This is a genomic window from Leuconostoc litchii, from assembly GCF_008107645.1.
GTDB classification, from domain to species: domain Bacteria; phylum Bacillota; class Bacilli; order Lactobacillales; family Lactobacillaceae; genus Leuconostoc; species Leuconostoc litchii.
The window spans coordinates 104,940-121,736 of the sequence record NZ_SDGY01000002.1 but is presented as its reverse complement, the minus strand read 5'-3'; the positions used below and the strand labels follow the sequence as shown (position 1 = coordinate 121,736).

Here is a 16,797-nt window from a genome sequence, read left to right as displayed (position 1 = left end):
CGATCCCTGTAGCGTCCATTGGTCGCATGGTCTAGCTGGTTAGGACGCCTGCCTGTCACGCAGGAGATCGCGGGTTCGAGCCCCGCTGTGACCGCTATTAGTAATACTGACAAACATGTACAGCCAGTGTAATGTAAGGTGCGATTCCTTACCATGTTATTTCAGTCTATTGACTGATTTTAAGGTTATAGGGATATAGTTAAACGGTAGAATAGCGGTCTCCAAAACCGTTGATGGGGGTTCGATTCCCTCTATCCCTGCCATGGCGGTAGTGGTGAAGTGGTTAACACACTGGTTTGTGGATCCAGCATGCGAGGGTTCGATCCCCTTCTACCGCCCTATAAGCTTTAGGGCTTTTATATATGCCGCTGTGGCGGAATTGGCAGACGCGCTGGACTCAAAATCCAGTGGTGGCAACACCGTGTGGGTTCGACTCCCACCGGCGGCATAATTAATTAAGCAACTGTGGTTGCTTTTTTTTTGTTTTCCTGTATAATGGAGTATTGTAGTACTGTGAATAAAATTGGAATTTTGCGAAATATTGTCCGCAATCCCTGTATATTGAGGCAACGTTCGCTGCGGAAACAGCTGCGATTGCTTTTTTTGTGCCTATTGGCGAACGAAATTAGAATAATACCTAGTTTTGTAATGATATTGTAATATCAAAACACAGTAAAAAACAAATGAGGTGATAAATGTGGTAGGACATTTAGTAAAATACGGTAAACACCGCACTCGTCGTTCATATGCTAGCATCAAAGAAGTGCTTGATGTACCGAATTTGATTGAAATTCAAACGGCATCATACCAATGGTTTTTGAATGATGGTATTAAAGAAATGTTTGGCGACATTATGCCAATTGATGATTTCCAAGGTACATTATCTTTGGAATATGTTGATTATCAATTGATGGAACCCAAATATAATATTGATGAAGCACGTGAACATGATGCAAACTATTCTGCACCATTACATGTGACATTACGTTTGACGAACCACGAAACTGGTGAAATTAAATCACAGGATGTTTTCTTTGGTGATTTCCCATTGATGACAGAACAAGGCACATTTATTATCAACGGTGCCGAACGTGTTATTGTTTCTCAATTAGTACGTTCTCCAGGTATTTACTATAACCAAACAACTGATAAAAACGGACGTCCACATTTTGGTACGACTGTTATACCAAACCGTGGTGCATGGTTAGAGTATGAAACAGATGCAAAAGGTATCGCCAACGTTCGTATTGATCGTACACGTAAATTATTAATGACGGAATTAGTACGTTCTCTTGGTTTTGGTTCTGATTCAGATATTATTGATATTTTTTCTGATCAGTATGATGCTTTGAATATGACATTAGAAAAAGATGTTCATAAAGACATGTCTGATTCACGTGTTGAAGAAGCATTGAAAGATATTTATGAAAGATTGCGTCCGGGTGAACCCAAAACTGCTGATTCCTCGCGTGCATTGCTTGTTGCTCGTTTCTTTGATCCAAAGCGTTATGACTTAGCTTCTGTTGGACGTTATAAAATTAATAAAAAGCTATCACTTAAAACTCGCCTATTAAATCAAACATTGGCGGAAACATTGGCCGATCCAGATTCTGGCGAGATTATTGCTGAAAAAGGAACATTAGTTGATAAGGAAGTTATTTCAAAATTAGCACCATTCTTGGATCGTGAAGATTTCAAAACAACAACCTATACACCATCTGGTGATGCTGTTCTGGAAGAACCTGTAACACTCCAAAAGATTAAGATAGAATCTCCTGAAAACCCAGAAAAAACGCTACTATTAATTGGTAATGGTCATATTGAGGAAAACGATCGTACAGTTAGACCAGCTGATATTTTGGCAGGTATGAACTATTTCTTGAATTTGCAAGAAGGTGTTGGAAATGTTGATGATATTGACCATTTAGGAAATCGTCGTATTCGTTCTGTAGGGGAGTTGTTGCAAAATCAATTCCGTATTGGCTTGACTCGTATGGAACGTGTTGTTCGCGAACGTATGTCTATTCAAGACGCGAATACAGTTACACCACAACAACTGATTAACATTCGACCTGTTGTTGCTGCTGTTAAGGAGTTTTTTGGCTCATCACAGTTGTCACAGTTCATGGATCAGACAAACCCATTGGGTGAAATGAACCACAAACGTCGTTTGTCAGCTCTTGGACCTGGTGGTTTGACTCGTGATCGTGCTGGTGTTGAAGTTCGAGATGTTCATTATACACACTATGGTCGTATTGATCCTATTGAAACACCCGAAGGACCTAACATTGGTTTGATTAACTCATTGGCAACTTATGGTCGTATTAATAAGTATGGCTTCGTAGAAACACCTTATCGTCGAGTTGATTGGACAACTCATGAGGTTACAGATAAGATTGATTATTTGACAGCTGATGAAGAAGATAACTACATTGTTGCGCAAGCCAACTCACCACTAAATGAAGATGGTAGTTTTGTTAACAAAACTGTGATGGCTCGTTTTGGTGAGGAAAACATTGAAACACCAATTGATCGCATTGATTATATGGACGTTTCGCCTAAACAAGTAGTTTCTGTTGGAACAGCTGCCATCCCATTTTTGGAAAACGATGATTCTAACCGTGCTTTGATGGGTGCCAACATGCAACGTCAGGCAGTACCTTTGCTTGATCCACATTCACCATTAGTAGGAACAGGAATTGAGTATAAAGCAGCTCACGATTCTGGTGTTGCGATGATTGCACGCGCATCTGGTGAAGTTGAGTATGTGGATGGTCGCCAAATCCGTGTTCGTCGTGAAGATGGTCAATTAGATACTTATGAATTGATGAAATTCCGTCGTTCAAACGGTGGTAAAAACTATAACCAAAAGCCAATTGTACATGTCGGTGAGCATATTGAAGCCGACGAGGTTTTGGCAGATGGCCCTTCAATGGAACAAGGTGAATTAGCCTTGGGACAAAATCCTTTAATTGCTTTCATGACTTGGCAAGGATATAACTTCGAAGATGCTATTGTCTTAAATGAACGTTTGGTTCGTGAAGATGTTTATACTTCAATTCACATCGAAGAATACGATTCAGAAGCGCGAGACACAAAACTTGGACCGGAAGAAATGACTCGTGAAATTCCTAACACTGGTGAAGATCAGTTGAAGGATTTGGATGCGGACGGTATTATCCGTGTCGGTGCTGAAGTGCACGATGGTGATATCTTAGTTGGTAAAGTAACACCTAAGGGTGTCACTGAACTTTCTGCTGAAGAACGTTTATTGCATGCCATTTTTGGTGAAAAAGCTCGTGAAGTACGTGATACATCACTACGTGTTCCTCATGGTGGTGGCGGTGTCGTGCAAAACGTTCGTATATACACACCTGAAAATGGTGATGAATTAGCACCAGGCGTCAACATGATGGTTCGTGTTTATATAGCACAAAAACGTAAGATCCAAGTTGGGGATAAGATGGCTGGCCGTCATGGAAATAAGGGAACTGTTTCTGTTGTTGTTCCAGAAGAAGATATGCCATATATGCCTGATGGAACACCTATCGATATTCTCTTGTCACCCATGGGTGTGCCTTCACGTATGAACATTGGACAGGTTTTGGAATTGCACTTAGGATTCGCAGCAAAGAAACTTGGTATTCATATTGCATCACCTGTCTTTGATGGGGCAAGTGATGATGAAATTGAAATGGCTTTGCGTGAAGCTGGATTACCACAAGACGGTAAGTCGGTTGTCTATGATGGCCGTACTGGTGAAGCTTTTGATAAGCGTGTTGGTGTCGGTGTTATGCACTATATGAAACTGGCCCACATGGTTGATGATAAGATTCATGCCCGTTCAATTGGACCATATTCACTTGTTACACAACAGCCTTTGGGTGGTAAAGCACAATTCGGTGGACAGCGTTTCGGTGAAATGGAAGTTTGGGCTTTGGAAGCTTATGGTGCTGCCTATACCTTGCAAGAAATTTTGACGTACAAGTCAGATGATGTTGCTGGTCGTGTCAAAGTTTATGAGTCAATTATTAAGGGTGAACCTATTCCTCGTCCTGGTGTGCCAGAATCATTCCGTGTTTTGGTTAAAGAATTACAAGCACTTGGCTTGGATATGCAAGTGTTGGACGGTTCTGGGGATGAAGTTGAGTTACGTCAAATGGATGAAGATGATTCAATTTTGCCAGTTGATGCACTTGAAAAGCTAGCTCGTACAAATCCTGATTTGTTAAATAAAGACGATGAAGAAGTTGCCGCAGCCTTTTCTAAGGTTGAAGAACAAAATCAAACATTTGAAGAAAAATAATTTAGAAAGGTAACAGCAAATAGATGGCAATCGATGTTAATAAATTCGAAAGTATGCAAATCGCTTTGGCTTCTCCTGATAAGATTCGATCATGGTCTTATGGTGAAGTAAAGAAGCCAGAAACGATTAACTATCGAACACTTAAGCCGGAAAAAGATGGCTTGTTCGATGAACGTATTTTCGGACCTACAAAAGATTATGAATGCGCCTGTGGTAAATATAAGCGAATCCGATATAAGGGAATCGTTTGTGACCGCTGTGGTGTTGAAGTAACATCATCAAAAGTTCGCCGTGAACGTATGGGTCATATCGAATTAGCTGCACCTGTTACACATATTTGGTACTTTAAGGGTATTCCTTCACGTATGGGACTTGTCTTAGACATGTCACCACGTTCACTTGAAGAAATTATCTACTTTGCCTCTTATGTAGTTATCGAACCTGGTGACGCACCTGTTGAAAAGAAGCAAATGATGACGGAACGTGAGTACCGTCAACTGAAAAGAGAATATGGTGCTAGTTTCAAAGCCGGCATGGGTGCAGAAGCAATTAAGGAATTACTTGCAAATGTTGATTTAGCTACAGAAGCTGATGAACTAAAACGCGAGTTGCAAGAAGCAACAGGACAGAAGCGTGTACGTGCTGTACGTCGCTTGGACATTATTGAAGCCTTTCTCCAATCAGATAATAAGCCTGAATGGATGGTAATGGATGTTATTCCAATTATTCCTCCTGACTTGCGTCCGATGGTGCAACTAGAAGGTGGCCGTTTTGCAACTTCAGATTTGAATGATCTTTATCGTCGTGTGATTAACCGTAATAATCGTTTAAAGCGTTTGCTTGACTTGAATGCGCCAGGTATTATCGTTCAAAACGAAAAGCGTATGTTGCAAGAAGCTGTTGATGCTTTGATTGATAATGGTCGTCGCGGTCGTCCAGTTGCTGGTCCGGGAAACCGTCCATTAAAATCACTTTCACATATGTTGAAGGGTAAGCAAGGTCGTTTCCGTCAAAACCTACTTGGTAAGCGTGTCGATTATTCTGGTCGTTCAGTTATCGATGTTGGACCTTTCTTGAAGATGAACCAAATGGGATTGCCTGTGCCAATGGCTATTGAATTATTCCGTCCATTCATCATGAAAGAATTAACAACACGTAAACTGGCTGGTAATGTTAAATCTGCTAAACGTAAGATTGATAAAGCCGATGGCGATGTAATGGATGTCTTAGAAGATGTTATCAAGGAGCACCCGGTTCTTTTGAACCGCGCACCTACACTTCATCGTTTGGGAATTCAAGCCTTTGAGCCAGTCCTAGTTTCTGGTAAAGCTATGCGTTTGCATCCATTGGTTACAGAAGCGTATAACGCTGACTTTGACGGTGATCAGATGGCTATTCACGTGCCTTTGTCTGATGAAGCTCAAGCTGAAGCACGTTTGTTGATGCTTGCTGCTGGACATATTTTGGCACCAAAGGATGGAAAACCAATTGTTGCTCCATCTCAGGATATGGTTATTGGAAACTACTACTTGACGACTGAAGAAGCTGGTCGTGAAGGTGAAGGAATGATTTTCTCTAGTGTAGACGAAGCAAGAATTGCTTTTGCAAGTAAAGTTGTTCATTATCATACACGAGTAGGTATTCAAACATCATCTTTCCCATCTGAAAAACCATTTACAGATGAACAACGTGCAAAGATTATGATTACTTCTGTTGGTAAGTTATTCTTTAATGAAATCTTACCATCAGACTTCCCATACATTAATGAGCCGTCTGAAGATAACTTTAAGCGAGTTGATGATAATTTCTTCATTGAAGCTGGGGAAGATATTCATGATTATTTGGCAGACACACCAATTGTCAATCCTTTCAAAAAAGGATTCTTGTCAGATATTATTGCTGAAGTTTATAAGCGTTATAAGGTAACGGAAACATCATTGTTGCTGGATCGAATGAAAGATCTAGGATATGACAAATCTACTGAATCAGGTTTGACAGTATCTATGACAGATGTGCTGGAATTAGCAGAAAAACCTGCTATCTTGGAAAATGCGCATAATCAAGTTGCTACGGTAACAAAACAGTTCCGTCGTGGTTTGATAACAGATGCAGAACGCTACCAACGCGTAACAGAAATTTGGACAAAAGCCAAAGATATTATCCAAGACAAGTTGATTGAATCGTTCGAACCAACTAACCCAATCTTCATGATGCAGGATTCAGGTGCTCGAGGAAACATTTCGAACTTCGTTCAATTAGCTGGTATGCGTGGTTTGATGGCTGGCCCTGGTGGTAAAATTATTGAATTGCCTGTTACAGCTAACTTCCGTGAAGGATTGACAGTGATGGAAATGTTTATTTCTACTCACGGTGCTCGTAAGGGAATGTCAGATACAGCCTTAAAGACAGCTAACTCAGGTTACTTAACTCGTCGATTAGTTGATGTGGCGCAAGACGTTATTGTTCGTGAATTTGATAATGATTCTGATCGTGGTGTCGCTGTTCAAGCGATTATGGATGGTACATCTGTAGTCGAACCATTATATGATCGTATTTTGGGACGTTACGCAATGAAGTCAGTGTTTAACCCTGAAACGGGTGAAAAGATTGTTGCACGTAATGAGATGATTGATGAAGATATTGCTAAACAAATCATCAATGCTGGTATTGATGAAGTAACTATCCGATCAGTATTCACATCAACAACAGAGCACGGTGTTTCTGTGCTTGACTATGGTCGCAACTTAGCATCTGGTGAAGAAGTTGAAGTCGGTGAAGCTGTTGGAACCGTTGCTGCGCAATCTATTGGAGAACCAGGAACACAGTTGACAATGCGTAATTTCCATACGGGTGGTGTTGCCGGTGGTAACGATATTACTCAAGGTTTGCCTCGTGTGCAAGAAATTGTTGAAGCCCGTATTCCTAAGGGACGTGCAGAAATTTCTGAAGTTACAGGAATTGTTGTAGCGATTGAAGAAAACCCTGCTGAACGTACAAAGGCTGTTACAATCGAAGGTGAAACTGATACACGTACCTATACATTGCCTTTAACGGCCCGTATGCGTTTTGGCGAAGGTGATGAAATTCAGCGTGGTGATGCTATCAATGAAGGACCAATTGATCCAAAGGAATTGTTGGCTGTTACAGACACGTTGCGAACAGAATCATACATGTTGACAGAAATTCAAAAGGTTTACCGTTTGCAAGGTATTGAAGTTTCTGATAAACATATTGAAGTTATGATACGTCAGATGTTGCGTAAAGTACGTATCATGGATCCAGGACAAACTGATTTGTTGCCAGGAACATTAATGGACATTGCTGACTTTAAGCGAGCTAATGAACCAGCTTTGTTCGAAGGATTAGTGCCTGCAACTGCCCGCCCTGTTTTGTTAGGTATTACTAAGGCTGCCCTTGAAACGAATTCATTCTTATCTGCTGCATCATTCCAAGAGACAACACGTGTGTTGACGGATGCTGCTATTCGCGGTAAGAATGATCCACTTGTTGGCTTGAAAGAGAACGTCATCATTGGTAAGATTATTCCTGCCGGAACAGGTATGTCAGAATATCGTAAGATTAAGAGTAAAGTTGTTGGTAGTGTAGTAGCACAACCGGAAACTGAAACTGAAGAAGCTTCCGATATCCCAAAGTTAGATGATGTGGCAAAAACATTTGATAACTAAAAATTTTAAAACACTTACCAGAATTTGGTAGGTGTTTTTATTATGATTTAATTTCATGAATTATATTTTGTAAATTAGTTGCATTTTATGCCAAAAATCCTACCTTTTATGTCAAAAATATTCCTAAATACTGTATTAATAGATAAAATTAAATAGTTCTGCAGAATATTTAATTAAAATTGTACGCAAGTTGATAATATTTCGTATAATTGAATTATGACTAATTTAAATTACAAACAGATGAACGGATTATCGCTAGCTTATATCGGTGATGCAATCTATGAACTAGAAGTAAGACGGCATTTGCTGTCTTTAGGACTGACAAAGGTCAATGAACTCCAAAAACGAAGTAAACAATATGTATCTGCTAAGGCGCATGCTGCATTATTTGAGTTAATGTTATCTGAGCATCAGCTTAGTGAAGAAGAATTGGAATATTTTAAACGCGGGCGAAATGCCAAATCACATACAAAAGCTAAAAATACAGATGTTATCACATACCGTATTTCGACTGGGGTTGAAGCGTTATTTGGTTATTTGTATATGTCTGAGCAGCATGAGCGTGTTTCACAATTGATGTTGTGGATTTTTAAACAAGTAGAAACTGGGAGAACAGTCAAATGAAGCCATCTGAAACAGCAGAATTTATTTATGGACACCATGCTAGTGTTGAATCACTAAAAAGTGAACAAGAAATTAATAAGGTGTGGATACAGTCCGGATTGCAAGATAAAATCCGTAATGAAATTACACAATTAGCTAAAAAGAAACGATTAGTGATTCAACAAGCTCCTAAAGCAAAACTTGATGAGCTGACAGATGGTGGGAACCATCAAGGTATTGTATTGAGTGTTGCAGCTTTTGAATATGCCACGATTGATGATTTATTTGACAGTGCTGATAAAAAAGGCGAAGATCCATTTTTTGTTATTTTAGATGGTATTGAAGACCCACATAACTTAGGTTCTATTCTACGAACAGCAGATGCAGCAGGTGTACATGGTATAATTATTCCAAAGAGACGCGCTGTACAATTAACTGCTACTGTGGCTAAAACGTCAACAGGAGCTATCGAACATGTGCCAGTGGCACGTGTTACTAATTTAGCCAATCTAGTAGATGAATTAAAAAAACGTAATGTTTGGATATTTGGTACAGATATGGCGGGTGAAGATTATCGTCGATGGAATGCTAAGGGCGCTGTAGCCATTATTATCGGTAACGAGGGAAAAGGAATTTCACCATTGTTGAAGAAAAAAGTAGATGGTATGGTGACGATTCCAATGGTTGGGCACGTCCAGAGTTTGAATGCAAGTGTTGCTGCTAGTTTATTGATTTATCAAGGGTATAGTTCGCGTAATCCATTATAAGTAGTAAGTAGGTTTATTCCTACGACTATCATTATGAAGGATAGCGGGAGAATAATAATTGGGGACTGACAGATTAATTGGTACAGTTATCGCAGCGCAGCGAGGACATGAATTTGCGTATAATGTGTTAATTAAGCATTTACGAGCTGCTATATTTGATGTTCATTCACGAAAAATTAGCGGTCGAATGAAGCAAGATGAGTGGTATTCAGAGGGATTAGAAATTTTAATGAAATGCGTGAGTAAATATGATTGTAAGAATCCACGCGCTAAATTTTCAACTTATTTCATTGCAGCTTTGACAAATAGAGCAACTGACTTAGTACGTCATCATTATACTGAGAAATCTCAGTTTATTAGCAAAATGGTGGCAATAGATGATGAAGAAATAACGGTTGATATCGGGACAAATACATACAATCCAGAACATTTGTATGTTTTACGAGAATCTCTTTCGACTTTAAGCATGGTTGATTCGATTGCTTTTAAACAAGTGTTATTGCAAATCATCGGTACATTAAAATATGATATTGGCGAGAGTAAAAAGCGTCGATTCGAACAAATGCAGTATCGATTAAAAAAGATGATGAAAGAAATATCTTCAAAATAAGTGTAGTAGGCACATGTTTTCGCTGATTGAAAATTAACTTAATTATGAGCATGTAGTGCAAAATGAAACCCCTATCTATTTAGATAATTTATTTTATCTAGATTAGGTAGGGTTTTCACTAATTGTACTTTACTTTGGTTTTCTGAAATCATTGTTATCTGTTTGCGATAAAATATGTTCTTGTATTAATCTCATGACTTCTTTGTTTTCAGGAAGACTTGAATGTTGTGCATCATCACCAGATACGGTAATTTGAGTATATGATTTAACACGCTTTTGGAAAATATATTTGCCAGCTAGGACACTCTGGACAGGCACAATACCATCATCTGTATAGTCCTCTGTTCCAGCTATTGAATACATTATCAAGCTAGATGGTAAATTAGAGCTTTTTTCAATGTAATCTTTTAACATAACGGTACGACGTTGAGATGAGGATTCGGAAAAGTTAAATGGTGTGCCTAAAGTCATTAATGTTGTCATGTTTAAGTTATCAGCATCATAGTAGTTTTCTAAATATCTAGTCCAAATTAAGCCACCGTTTGAGTGACCAATACCTTGGAAATTTCGGAAATGGTAACGATCTTGTAAATCAGCCATCGCAATATCTAACCATTTAGATTGCTTTTTAATATTATTGTATCCATCTGCATTATTTTCAAAACCAATGATGATAAAGGGTTGATCGTCATTTGATCTGATTTTACCACTGTAAACTAATTGATTATTTTTTTTAACCTGCACTTTTAAGATGTCGTGATGTTGGTTATGTACATTTAATTTAGTTAATAAATTATCAAATCGATTGACAGATGCACTGGATCCCGGAATCAAAATGATTGGTGACATATGAGAAGTTTGTATTTTTGATTGTGTTGTACGTGTATTTGTGACCCAATTCTGTCCAAAGATACCGATGATGATCAGCAATATAAAACTAAATATAATAATTAGTTTATTTCTCATTTTCTACCTCGTGAGTATCTACCTCTATAAAAGGTTTATAAATTAGTAATGTGAGTATGAATACAACGCTTACGACAATCAACGAGGGAAAATAATCACTTCCCAAAAATGCAGCCAGTAGGTTAGGCACATTGTTCGGTATAATTAATGCTGCTGGTTTGATCAAATGTATTGCGATAGCAATGTAACCAACAGCGATACCGACTATGCTAGATAGAATCATCGGTACAAGCATTAGCGGTCTTAAAAATAATGGTAAACCAAAGTATAATAGTTGGTTATTATTAAATAAGCTAGGGATGATTGACAACATGCCTAGGTGTTGTTTTTGTTTTGAAGACATGAAAAGCAGTAAAAAACTAATAGCTAATGTGTTACCAATTCCGCCTAGAAGGGAAAATGAACTATAGACACTGTATAGATTTTCAGGGTAAGGTAGCGTAGCATGAAAATTTTTCAAAATGACATCCAGATTCTTGACAACAGCGTTGATTGTTGTTTGATTAGACGACAGTTCACTTGGTAAAGCAAGCCCTAACCAATAGAGAATTGGCGAGAAAAAGCCTACTATTAGTAGCCCCAAGAAGGTAGTAAAAAAATTGGAGGAAAGCATATTACTAATCAATAATTGAAGTGAAGTTTCTTGTACATATGGTTGAAGAAAAAAATACAGACTAAAAATAAATCCAGACCAAATTAAAAATTTAACAGCAAAGAGATTATTATTCTTTTTAAACAGTCGATGGTACTGGTAATAAGATTCACTGCTTATAATTGTTAATACTGTGACAACTAGATATTGTGAAACATTTCTTACAAATGATTGCGTATTAATAGTGAATAGGAAATAAGTAGCTAGAAAATTAGTCAATATGGGTAACGTGTTTTCACTAATGCCACGGTACTTTAAATATTTTTTGGTCAAGCTTGCTGCAAAAATCATTAATATACCAATGTCAAGTGCAGCAATAAGCATTTGGTACTTAAAAATGGGGCCATTGACATTGAAAATAACAGGGAATAAGGCATTAGGTGTCAAAAACAAATTAGAAAAGAGGCGCAAATACACATCAATAGCCAAAATTGGAAGTGCATCTTGCATGGCAGAAAATATTGATTGAAAAATCTTATTTTTTAAAACATAATTATCTAATTTAACAATGGATGAAAAATATTTTTTAATCATAGTTAACATAAGGAATCCGTTCTTTGATATATAAAATTAACATTCAGAAATATTTATGATATAATGTAAATCATTACATTATGGACGATACTTTATGTCAAGTAGTTGACTAAATAAAGGACAATTTATACGGGGGCATGGTAAATGTTAAAGCATTTTTTCCAACATCCAATTGTTAATTTTGTTGGGCGTACTGTTTTTTATTTCCTAATCATTCTAACACTTTTATATCTATACGGCTATTCAGGTGTTGGTGAAGGACATTTTCTTTACAATGAATTTTAAATAGTGGGGGAACATATGATTAATAATATGTTGAATCAAGTTGACTTCATCGCTAACACACAACCTAATAAGGTTGCTTATGATGAATTGGGACGCATACATACATATGGACAGCTTAAGCAAGCGTCAGATAGTTTAGCCAGTTTCTTAGATAGTATGGCATTGCCGGAAAAAGCACCGATTATGGTGTATGGGGGCCAACAATTTGAAATGATTGCTGGTTTTTTGGCTACGACAAAAGCCGGACATGCTTACATTCCAGTGGATGTTAATTCAGCTGAAGAACGTCTAACTGATATTATTGACATTGCTGAGCCGGCAGCAATATTGGCTATTGATGATTTACCAATAACCAACTTGTCCATTCCGATAATAGGGAAAATACAATTAAAAAAGATCTTTTCTGAAACTGTCTCGTATGAATTAACACATCCCGTAAAAAAGGATGAAAATTTTTATATTATATTTACTTCTGGGACAACTGGTAAACCCAAAGGTGTGCAAATCTCGCATAACAATTTGTTGAGCTTTGCAAATTGGATGGTTAGTGAAGCCTTTAATTGGCCAAGTGAGAGCAATGTATTGTCACAGCCACCCTATTCTTTTGATTTATCAGTTATGGATTGGGTTCCGACCCTTATAACTGGTGGGACACTCAAAGCGCTACCTAAAACGGCAGCTGATGATTTCAAGGTATTATTTAGCACCCTCCCAAAAATGGATTTAAACGTCTGGGTTTCAACGCCATCTTTTGCCGATGTAGCTCTCTTAGATCCAACATTTACCCAAGAAAATCATCCCAAACTAATACGCTTTTTATTTTGTGGAGAAGTACTTACACGTACTACGGCAGAAAAGCTATTAATAAGGTTCCCAGATGCTGAAATATATAACACCTATGGTCCAACAGAAGCAACAGTTGCTGTATCAAGTTTATTAATCACTAAAGAAATTATTGATAGTTACGATAAAATGCCAATTGGTTATGTCAAAGCCGATACAAAAATTACAATCCAGGATGGTGATGGACAAAACATTTCTTCAGGTCAAAAGGGTGAAATCATAATTTCCGGACCTTCAGTATCTAAGGGGTACTTGAATAATACGGAAAAGACAAAGTTGGCTTTTACAAAAGTAGACGGTGTTCAAGCCTATAAAACAGGTGATTTAGCAACGATAGACGAAAATGGATTGTTGCATTATCAAGGACGTAGCGATTTTCAAATTAAACTTCATGGGTTTCGAATCGAATTGGAAGAAGTAGCGCAACAATTGCAACAAAGTCAGTGGATTGAACAAGCAGTTGCTGTGCCACGTTACGATAATGATGGCAAAGTGAAGCAACTGTTAGCTATTATAGTAGCTAAAACTAATGATTTTGCCAAACCAATGTTGCTGACCAACGCTATTAAAGAAGAAGTGAAAGATGTCATGATGCCGTATATGATGCCTAGTCGCTTTATATATCGTGAAACCATGCCATTGACACCAAACGGCAAGATAGATCTCAAAGGTTTGATTGCTGAGGTGAATGGTAATGCTTAATCTACAACCTTATGCAGATCCGCAATACTTCATTATTTTATTATTGGCGTTAATTCCACTAGCTGTTGGTTTATATTTTGGAAAAAGGTTTGCCTGGTATGAAGTAGTAGTGTCACTTGTTTTTATCTTTTTAATGTTTGATGGTGAAAAATATCATGAAGGTATTGCATTAATTATTTATATGATTTGGCAATGGTTACTTGTATGGTCCTACACTTTATATCGTAAAAGAAATAATCAAACGTGGATATTCTATAGTGCAACGATTTTAGCTATTTTACCGTTAGTTTTGATTAAAGTTGCGCCAGTGGCAGATTGGGCCAAAGTTTCAAGCTTATTGGGATTTATGGGGATTTCATATTTGACATTTCGTTCTGTTGGTATGGTGATGGAAATACGAGATGGATCAATTCAAGCTTTCAATCCATGGAATTTCTTGAGATTTATGCTATTCATGCCAACAATTTCGTCAGGACCTATCGATCGCTATCGTCGCTTTGTTAAGGATATCGAAAGTGCCCCTGAACGTGATAAATACATTGAAATGCTCGGCAAAGCCGTGAAGTATTTTTTTCTAGGTTTTCTATATAAATTTATTATTTCGCATGTGTTGGGCACATTACTGATGCCAAATGTCGAAAAATTGGCTATTTTGTCAGCACATGTGCATGGTGGCTGGTCATGGTGGATTATAGCATATATGTATATTTATGGACTTAATCTATTCTTTGATTTTGCTGGTTATTCATTATTTGCCGTTGCTACTGGATATGTTATGGGCATTGAGGTACCTATGAACTTCAATATGCCATTTTTGTCCAAGAACTTAAAAGACTTCTGGAATCGTTGGCATATGACATTATCATTCTGGTTCCGCGATTTTGTGTTTATGCGTCTCGTGTTTCTGATGATGAAGAAAAAGTGGTTTAAGAGTCGTGTAACTACGTCAAATATTGCTTACATTATTAATATGTTGGTTATGGGATTCTGGCATGGCCTAAAATGGTATTATATTGCGTACGGCCTATTTCATGGTATTGGTCTAGTTGTTAATGATATGTGGTTACGCTATAAGAAAAAGCATAAGTTACCACACAATAAATTTACGAATGCATTAGCTATAATCATTACATTTAATGTTGTAATGGTTAGTTTCTTACTATTCAGTGGAATACTCGATAAAATATGGTTTCATTCCTTCCGTTGATAATTGTTTAAGAATATAATGATAGTTACAAGTATATAAAAATTGAGGATAAAAATAATGGACTTGAAAGAACAAGTAGTAGAAATTTTGAACACAATTACAGGTGAAGACATTTCTGACCAAATGGATGATGACTTCTTTGAAACAGGTTTGCTAGATTCCATGGCCACAGTAGAATTATTGCTTGATTTAGAAGGTAAGTTTAATATTCAAGCACCGGTTTCTGAGTTTAACCGTGATGAATGGAACACACCAAACAAGGTAATTGCTAAAGTTGAATCATTGATGGGATAAAAATATGCTAAAAAAACGGGGGTTATGGTGGATATTTGGTCCAGTTGTTTTGGCATTTGTTATGATTACTGCCCTATTTTTAGCACCATTTTCATTAAATTATTTATCAAATAAAGACATTCAAAAAGCATCAGTTTCATTTTCTAAAAATGTTTTTAAGGGTGAAAGTATGAAGATGGCAGCTTTTAGTGATTCAAAGACAAAATATGTCCCTTTTTTTGGGTCGAGTGAATTATTACGTTTAGATGCAATGCATCCGTCGGTGTTGGCTGCAAAGTATAAACGTAATTACCAACCATTTTTGCTTGGCCAAGCTGGTACAGAGTCTCTTTCCCATTATTTGGGGATGCAAGAAATGACGCCAGCTCTGCACAAAAAACAGGCAGTGTTCATTGTTTCGCAACAGTGGTTTACAAAACGCGATAGTAAGTGGGCTTTTTCTCAATTTTATTCACCTTTACAAACGGTTAACTGGTTGAGAAATATTAAAACAATTAGTGCAACTGATAGATTTATTGCGACACGATTACTGGAACAAAAGCAAATTAGTGACAATACCTTCTATGCTCGTCTTATTACTAAAATTAAGAATAATCAATCATTATCAGGCACTGATCAAAATTTACTTATATTACGAAATCGAATGCTAGTACGTGAGGATCAGCTTTTTTCCAACTTTGCATTCTCTAATAATTGGAATAAACAAGTGGAACCAGCTTTAAAGGGGCTACCTAAAAAGGACAATGTGTCACTATTAGAACAAGAGGCGATACGAGTAGCAAAAAAACAAACTGGTAATAATAAGTTTGGTATCAAAAATTCATTTTTCAAAACAAGGGTAAAACCAAGTTTTAAGAAACTAGAGAACTCTCAAAGTCATTTTGATTATAGACAATCTGATGAATATTCAGACTTTCAGGCTGTATTGCAAGAATTTGCTAAAGAACATACAGATGTTTTGTTCATCATTCAACCTGTTAATAAAAAGTGGTCAAAGTATACGGGTTTGAACACGAAAAAATATTATCAAAGTGTCAATAAAGTCAAAAAACAATTGAAATCTCAAGGATTTAATAATATTGCTGACTTTTCTCATGATGGTGGTCATAAATACTTTATGCAAGACACCATTCATATGGGATGGCGAGGATGGATTGCAGCTGATACTAAAATAAAGCCTTTCTTTGAACATGGATATCAGGAAACGAATTATAAAATTAATGATAACTATCTATCGAAAAAGTGGCAAAATTTGATGCCAACAGACACAAATTTAAAAAATTTCAAATAAGTAGGGGACAAAGAGGTTAAGTATGGACAAAAAGTTTTATCCATACTTAAC

12 protein-coding genes and 4 tRNA genes are annotated in these 16,797 nt (G+C 37.2%); 14 read left to right on the top strand and 2 right to left on the bottom strand.

What is annotated here, in order from left to right; translation table 11 throughout:
- Positions 1-20: 20 nt before the first annotated feature.
- From ESZ47_RS06795 to ESZ47_RS06755, 9 genes are all read left to right on the top strand, one after another.
- Positions 21-94 (top strand) — tRNA-Asp (locus ESZ47_RS06795).
- 95 nt (positions 95-189) lie between these two features.
- A tRNA-Trp gene (locus tag ESZ47_RS06790) sits at positions 190-263 on the top strand.
- Positions 264-265: 2 nt separating this feature from the next.
- Positions 266-338 (top strand) — tRNA-His (locus ESZ47_RS06785).
- Positions 339-364: 26 nt separating this feature from the next.
- Positions 365-448: transfer RNA gene (locus ESZ47_RS06780), tRNA-Leu, on the top strand.
- 249 nt (positions 449-697) lie between these two features.
- Positions 698-4,306 carry a DNA-directed RNA polymerase subunit beta gene (rpoB, locus tag ESZ47_RS06775; protein ID WP_148605966.1) on the top strand — a complete coding sequence of 1,203 codons (3,609 nt, stop codon included), beginning with the start codon at positions 698-700 and terminating at the stop codon, positions 4,304-4,306.
- Positions 4,307-4,329: 23 nt separating this feature from the next.
- On the top strand, positions 4,330-7,992 hold the full coding sequence (gene rpoC / locus ESZ47_RS06770) for a DNA-directed RNA polymerase subunit beta' (RefSeq protein WP_148605965.1): 3,663 nt from the start codon (positions 4,330-4,332) through the stop codon (positions 7,990-7,992).
- Positions 7,993-8,208: 216 nt separating this feature from the next.
- Positions 8,209-8,616: a Mini-ribonuclease 3 gene (locus tag ESZ47_RS06765; RefSeq protein ID WP_148605963.1), complete on the top strand. Its 408-nt coding sequence runs from the start codon at positions 8,209-8,211 to the stop codon at positions 8,614-8,616.
- A complete protein-coding gene (rlmB, locus tag ESZ47_RS06760) occupies positions 8,613-9,362 on the top strand; it encodes a 23S rRNA (guanosine(2251)-2'-O)-methyltransferase RlmB (protein WP_148605961.1) in 750 nt (249 codons plus the stop codon). Before ESZ47_RS06765 ends, rlmB begins: the two co-directional genes overlap by 4 nt.
- A 58-nt stretch (positions 9,363-9,420) precedes the next feature.
- On the top strand, positions 9,421-9,972 hold the full coding sequence (locus ESZ47_RS06755) for a sigma-70 RNA polymerase sigma factor region 4 domain-containing protein (RefSeq protein ID WP_148605960.1): 552 nt from the start codon (positions 9,421-9,423) through the stop codon (positions 9,970-9,972).
- A gap of 129 nt (positions 9,973-10,101) precedes the next feature.
- Here ESZ47_RS06755 and ESZ47_RS06750 read toward each other — a convergent pair whose 3' ends face one another.
- Positions 10,102-10,938: an alpha/beta hydrolase gene (locus ESZ47_RS06750; protein ID WP_148605958.1), complete on the bottom strand. Its 837-nt coding sequence runs from the start codon at positions 10,936-10,938 to the stop codon at positions 10,102-10,104.
- Positions 10,928-12,133: a PTS transporter subunit EIIC gene (locus ESZ47_RS06745; RefSeq protein WP_244307566.1), complete on the bottom strand. Its 1,206-nt coding sequence runs from the start codon at positions 12,131-12,133 to the stop codon at positions 10,928-10,930. Before ESZ47_RS06745 ends, ESZ47_RS06750 begins: the two co-directional genes overlap by 11 nt.
- A 135-nt stretch (positions 12,134-12,268) precedes the next feature.
- Between ESZ47_RS06745 and ESZ47_RS06740 the strand changes: the two genes are divergently transcribed.
- Genes ESZ47_RS06740 through dltD form a run of 5 tightly spaced genes read left to right on the top strand, consistent with a single transcriptional unit; the run spans position 12,269 to position 16,746 of the window.
- Positions 12,269-12,409, top strand: coding sequence for a teichoic acid D-Ala incorporation-associated protein DltX (locus tag ESZ47_RS06740; RefSeq protein WP_148605954.1), 141 nt, complete (start codon positions 12,269-12,271; stop codon positions 12,407-12,409).
- 15 nt (positions 12,410-12,424) lie between these two features.
- A complete protein-coding gene (dltA, locus tag ESZ47_RS06735; RefSeq protein WP_148605952.1) occupies positions 12,425-13,954 on the top strand; it encodes a D-alanine--poly(phosphoribitol) ligase subunit DltA in 1,530 nt (509 codons plus the stop codon).
- The gene (gene dltB / locus ESZ47_RS06730) at positions 13,947-15,161 is read left to right on the top strand and encodes a D-alanyl-lipoteichoic acid biosynthesis protein DltB (RefSeq protein ID WP_148605950.1); all 1,215 of its coding nucleotides are present in this window, start codon (positions 13,947-13,949) and stop codon (positions 15,159-15,161) included. Before dltA ends, dltB begins: the two co-directional genes overlap by 8 nt.
- 57 nt (positions 15,162-15,218) lie before the next feature.
- Positions 15,219-15,455, top strand: a complete 237-nt coding sequence (gene dltC, locus ESZ47_RS06725) for a D-alanine--poly(phosphoribitol) ligase subunit DltC (protein WP_148605948.1) — start codon at positions 15,219-15,221, stop codon at positions 15,453-15,455.
- A gap of 4 nt (positions 15,456-15,459) precedes the next feature.
- Complete coding sequence (dltD, locus tag ESZ47_RS06720; protein ID WP_148605946.1) at positions 15,460-16,746, top strand: D-alanyl-lipoteichoic acid biosynthesis protein DltD; 1,287 nt, start codon at positions 15,460-15,462, stop codon at positions 16,744-16,746.
- Positions 16,747-16,797: the final 51 nt, after the last annotated feature.